4 protein-coding genes are annotated in these 5,105 nt (G+C 74.0%); 1 reads left to right on the plus strand and 3 read right to left on the minus strand.

Going from position 1 to position 5,105, the window contains the following annotated elements; translation table 11 throughout:
* The 3 genes from ACIQOW_RS39590 to ACIQOW_RS39600 form a co-directional block, all read right to left on the minus strand.
* A partial coding sequence (locus ACIQOW_RS39590; protein WP_401092834.1) for a condensation domain-containing protein occupies positions 1-1,452 on the minus strand: 1,452 nt, incomplete at its 3' end.
* Positions 1,449-3,293, minus strand: a complete 1,845-nt coding sequence (locus ACIQOW_RS39595) for an amino acid adenylation domain-containing protein (protein ID WP_401092836.1) — start codon at positions 3,291-3,293, stop codon at positions 1,449-1,451. The genes ACIQOW_RS39595 and ACIQOW_RS39590, both read right to left, overlap by 4 nt.
* On the minus strand, positions 3,293-3,511 hold the full coding sequence (locus tag ACIQOW_RS39600; protein WP_188299412.1) for an MbtH family NRPS accessory protein: 219 nt from the start codon (positions 3,509-3,511) through the stop codon (positions 3,293-3,295). Before ACIQOW_RS39600 ends, ACIQOW_RS39595 begins: the two co-directional genes overlap by 1 nt.
* A 214-nt stretch (positions 3,512-3,725) precedes the next feature.
* Here ACIQOW_RS39600 and ACIQOW_RS39605 point away from each other — a divergent pair.
* Positions 3,726-5,105, plus strand: a 1,380-nt coding sequence (locus ACIQOW_RS39605; protein WP_401092839.1) for a condensation domain-containing protein, incomplete at its 3' end; no start/stop codon positions are given.

Here is a 5,105-nt window from a genome sequence, read left to right on the forward strand (position 1 = left end):
ATCGGCCGAAGCCAGCGAGATCTGATGCACGGACAGTCGGGGTCGCGCGACCAGCTCTTCGAGCAGCGTGCCGAAGTGCCGCACGAGCACCGCCATCCGCTCCCGGTCGAACAGCGCCGTCGCGTACTCGACGACTCCGCTCAGCGAGCCGTCGGGCTGCTCGGTCAGGTACAGCGTCAGGTCGAACTTGGAGCCGTGCCAGGGCGTGGTGAACTCGGTGGCCCGCACGTCCGCGGCCTCGAACCCCGCGGGATCGGTGTTGTTCAGCGCGAACATGATCTGGAACAGCGGGTTGCGCGAAGGGTCCCGCTCCGGCGCCAGCTCGTCCACCAGCCTCTCGAACGGCACGTCCTGGTGGGCGAAGGCGTCCAGCGCCGTCTCCCGCACCCGGTCCACGGCCGTCAGGAACGACGGGTCGCCGGACAGGTCGGTGCGCATCACCAGGGTGTTGACGAAGAAGCCGACCAGGCCCCGCACCTCGACCCTGGTGCGGCCGGCCACCGGGGTGCCCACCACGATGTCGGTCAGGCCGGTGTGCCGGGCCAGCAGGACCTGGAACGCGGCCAGCAGCACCATGAACGGCGTCGCGCCGCGCGAGCGCCCGAGCTCCGTCAGGGCCTGCGCCGTCCGGGCCGGCACGGTGAACGGCAGGGTGGCGCCGGCCGGGTCGAAGACCGGGGGGCGGCGCCGGTCGGCGGCCAGCTCGGTCGCCGTCGCGCCCTCGAGCACTGACCGCCAGTACGCCGGCTGCCCGGTCGCCGGGCCGGCGGGCTCGCGGCGCTGCCAGGCGGCGAAGTCGGCGTACTGCACCGGCAGCGGCTCCAGCGGGCTCGGCGTGCCGGTGGCGAACGCCGAGTAGGCGGCGGCGAGTTCACGGGCGAGCACGCCGACCGACCAGCCGTCGAAGGCGATGTGGTGCAGGGCCAGGGACAGCACGTGGTGGTCCGCGGTGAGCCGCACCAGCCGGGCCCGCAGCGGCCAGTGGCCGGCCAGGTCGAACGGCGTCCTGGCCTCGCGCTCCAACAACTCCGCCAGTCGCACCGGGCGTTCGGACGGGCTCAGGTCGCCGAGGTCCAGCTCCGCGAAGTCCGGATCGGCGGCCGGATCCACCACCTGGACCGGCCGGTGCCCGTCCTCCCGGTAGCGGGTGCGCAGCACCTCGTGCCGCTCGACCACCTCGCGCAGGGCCCGGCGCAGCGCCGGTACGTCCAGCGGCCCGCGCAGCTCCCAGCCGAGCGGCAGCACGTACTCGACGGTGCCGGGGCGCAGTTGCTCCAGCGTCCAGATCCGCTGCTGGGCGAAGGAGAGGGGCAGCCGCCGGTCGCGCGGTACGGGGCCGATCGCCCCGGACGCGCGCGCGGGCCCGGCGGCGCCGCGCAGGAGGCTGTCCAGCAGCGCCTGCCGCTGGTCCCCGGAACTCTCCGGCGCACGCCGGTTCGGCACTGTGCTCATCCTTCACGCACCTGCGACAACATCGACTCCACCTCGGCATCGGACAGTTGCATGACGTGCTCGGTGATCGCGCGTTGCAGCCGGCCGGCCAGCCGCGCGACCGTCGGCTCGTCGAACACGGCGCGCGCGGGCAGCGCGACGGGGAACCGGTCCCCCAGCAGCGTGGCCACCTGGGTGGCCAGCAGCGAGTGGCCGCCCAGCTCGAAGAAGTCGTCGTCCACGCCGATCGGGTGCACGCCGAGCAGTTCGGTCCAGATCGCGGCGACGGCCTCCTCCAGCGGCGTCCTGGCCACCGCCTCCGGCGCGGCCCCGCCCGCTGCCGGCGCCGGCAGCGCCGCCCGGTCCACCTTGCCGTTCGGGGTGAGCGGCAGCCCGGCGAGCGTCACGAAGGCGGTCGGGACCAGGTGGTCCGGCAGCCGCTCCCGCAGGTACGCCCGCAACTGCGCGCCGGTGGGGGCCGCTTCGCCCTCGGGGACGACGTAGCCGACCAGTTGCTTGTCCCCGACCGCGGTCAGCCGCACGGCGACCGCCGCCGCGGCGAGTTCGGGGTGGTTCCCCAGTGCCGCCTCGATCTCGCCGGGCTCCACCCGGTGCCCGAGGATCTTCACCTGCTGGTCGCGCCGGCCCAGGAACCTGAACAGGCCGTCCTCCTGACGGGCCACCAGGTCCCCGGTGCGGTACAGCCGGCCGCCCGGCGTGGTGCCGAACGGGTCCGGCACGAAGCGCTCGGCGGTGAGGGCGGGCCGCCCGAGGTAGCCGCGGCCCACCCCGGGCCCGCCGACCAGCAGTTCGCCCTCCGCGCCCGGCGGGGTGAGACCGCCCCGGTCGTCCACGACGTACGCGGTGGTGTTGGTGATGGCGGTGCCGATCGGGATGCTGCCGCCCGTCTCGGCCGGCGTGATGCCGCGCCGGACGCAGCTGAACGTCGTGCACTCGGTGGGCCCGTAGCCGTTGCTGACCTCGACGCCGAGTTCGATCAGGGCCCGCACCTCGGCGGGCGGTGCCACGTCGCCGACCACGAGCACGTGGCGGACCCCGGCCAGGGCGGTGGGGCGGGTGCGCACCACGTGCTGGAACAGCCCGCTGGTGAGCATCAGCAGGGTGACGCCGTGGTCCCGGACCGCCCGCTCGATCGACTCGCCGGTGGGGATGCCCTGCGGAAGTACCGCCAGCCTGGCCCCGTTGGCCAGCGGGGCCCAGATCTCGAAGGTCGAGGCGTCGAAGGAGAGCGAAGCGAGCATCAGCACGACCTGCCCGGCGTCGAGGTCGGCGTAGTCGACCTCGTGCACCAGCCGCAGCACGTTCCGGTGGGTGATCCCGACCCCCTTGGGCCGGCCCGTGGATCCGGAGGTGTACATGAGGTAGGCGAGGTCGTCCGGGCGGACGGCGACCGGCGGCGCGGTGACCGGCAGGTCGGGCGCCATCCGTCCCTTCGTGATCAGGACGGCGCGCAGGCCCGGCACCGCGTCGAAGCGGTCCACCCACTCCGCCTGGACCAGCAGGATCCGGGCTCCGGAGTCGGCCGCCATGAACGCCAGCCGCTCGGCCGGGTACTCCGGGTCCAGCGGCACGTAGTAGCCGCCGGCCTTGAGCACGCCGAGCAGCGCGACCACCACCTCGATGTCCCGCCCCGCGCAGACCGCCACCGGGTCACCGGGGCCGACCCCGTGTTCGCCCAGCAGGTGCGCCACCTGGTTCGCCCTGACGTCCAGTTCGGCGTAGGTCAGCCGCTCGCCGGCGCACTCCAGCGCGACGGCCCACGGCGTGGCGGCCGCGTGCTGCGCGACCCGCTGGTGCAGGGGGGTGTCGGGCAGCGCCACGTGCTCGCTCCGCTCGCCCATCAGGCCTGGCTCGCCTGCTCCATGCGGCGGCGCAGGCTGAGCGGGCGCATGTCCGTCCACACCGTGTCGATGTGGTCCAGGCAGGCCTGCTTGAGCCCCTCGAAGCCCTCCCGGTACCAGCCGAGCGGCAGGTCCCGGTCCGCGAGCCAGATCGAGTACTGCTCCTCGTCGTTGTGGACCACGCAGTAGGTGCGCTCGTCGGTGCTCTCGTCAGCCATCCCGCTGTCCTCCCGCAGTGGTCGACCGGCCCTCGGGGTCCGGCGCTGTCGCAGGACAGCGTGCCGCAGGCCGGCTCCGCGCCCCCAGAGAAGAACCGACAGCGGAGTGCGCAGTCGTGCCGCGCGCAGGTCTGCCGGTCCCTCTCTACCGCGCGCCGCCGGGTGCTCGGCAGGCTGACCGCACGCCGACGTGGCGCTCTGTGGGAGGTGGCAGGTGAACGGTGGTTTCGGCCCGGAGGCCGACGTGGCGGCCGAGGCTGCGCAGGGGCAGCCGGTGCACTGCCCGACGTCCTTCGCCCAGGAACGGCTCTGGTTCCTCGACCAGTTGCGGCCGGGGGCGGCGGACTACCTGCTGCCGCTCGTGCTGCGGATCACCGGGGCGCTGGACGCCGGGGCGCTGGTCCGGGCGGCACAGGCGGTGCTGGACCGGCACGAGGTGCTGCGGACCCGGTACCCGGCGGTCCAGGGAGCGCCCGTCCAGGCGATCTCCGAGTACGCCGAACTCCCCGTCGAGCACGTTGACCTGACGCATCTTCAGGTGAATGAGCGGGAGGCCGGGGTACGCTCGGTCGTCGACCGGGGCATCCGCCGCCCGTTCGACCTGGCCACCGAACTGCCGCTGCGGCTGACCCTGCTCCGGCTCGCCGACGAGGAGCACCTGCTGCTGCTCGTGGTGCACCACATCGCCTTCGACGGCTGGTCCTGGGGCGTCCTGGCCCGGGAACTGGACTCCTTCTACGGCGCCTTCACCGGCGGGACGCCGCTTCCCGAGCCGCTCCCGGTGCAGTACGCCGACTTCGCCGACTGGCAGCGCGAGTACCTGTCCGGCGACCGGCTGGCCGGGGAACTGGCGTACTGGCGCGGCCGGCTGGCCGGGCTGACGCCGCTGGCCCTGCCGACGGACCGGCCGCGGCCGGCGGTCTGGGACGCGACCGGCGACAGCGTGGAGTTCGAGCTCGCCCCCGAGCTGGTCGCGGCGGTCGGACGACTGGCCCGGGCGCACGGCGCGACGCCGTTCATGGTGCTGCTCGCCGCCTTCCAGGCCCTGCTGGCCCGGCACACCGGCCAGCAGGACATCGCGGTGGGTACGCCGGTGGCGGGCCGGTCACTGGTGGAGGTGGAGGAGCTGGTCGGCTTCTTCACCAACACCCTGGTGATGCGGGCCGACCTGTCCGACGAGCCGTCCTTCCTCGATCTGCTGGCCAAGGTGCGGGAGACGGCGCTGGACGCCTTCACCCACCAGGACGTGCCGTTCGAGAGCCTGGTGGACGAGCTGGCGCCGGAGCGGGACCTCTCCCGCAACCCCCTCTTCCAGGTGTCCTTCGCCCTCCAGAACGCCGCCGCCCGGCCGTTCACCCTGCCCGGCCTGGACGTGCGGGTGGTCCCCACGGCCGGGGCCGGATCGGCCTTCGACCTGATGCTGCACGTGCTGGAACACGAGGACGGCTCCCTGTCCGGCTCCCTCCAGTACGCCACCGCCCTGTTCGACCGCGCCACCGCTGACCGTCTCGCCGAGCACTACGGACGGCTGCTGCGCGGCGTGGTGGCCGATCCGGCGGCCGCGGTCTCCCGGGTGTCGCTGCTGTCCGAGCGC

This window comes from Kitasatospora sp. NPDC091335 (assembly GCF_044757205.1).
GTDB lineage: Bacteria > Actinomycetota > Actinomycetes > Streptomycetales > Streptomycetaceae > Kitasatospora.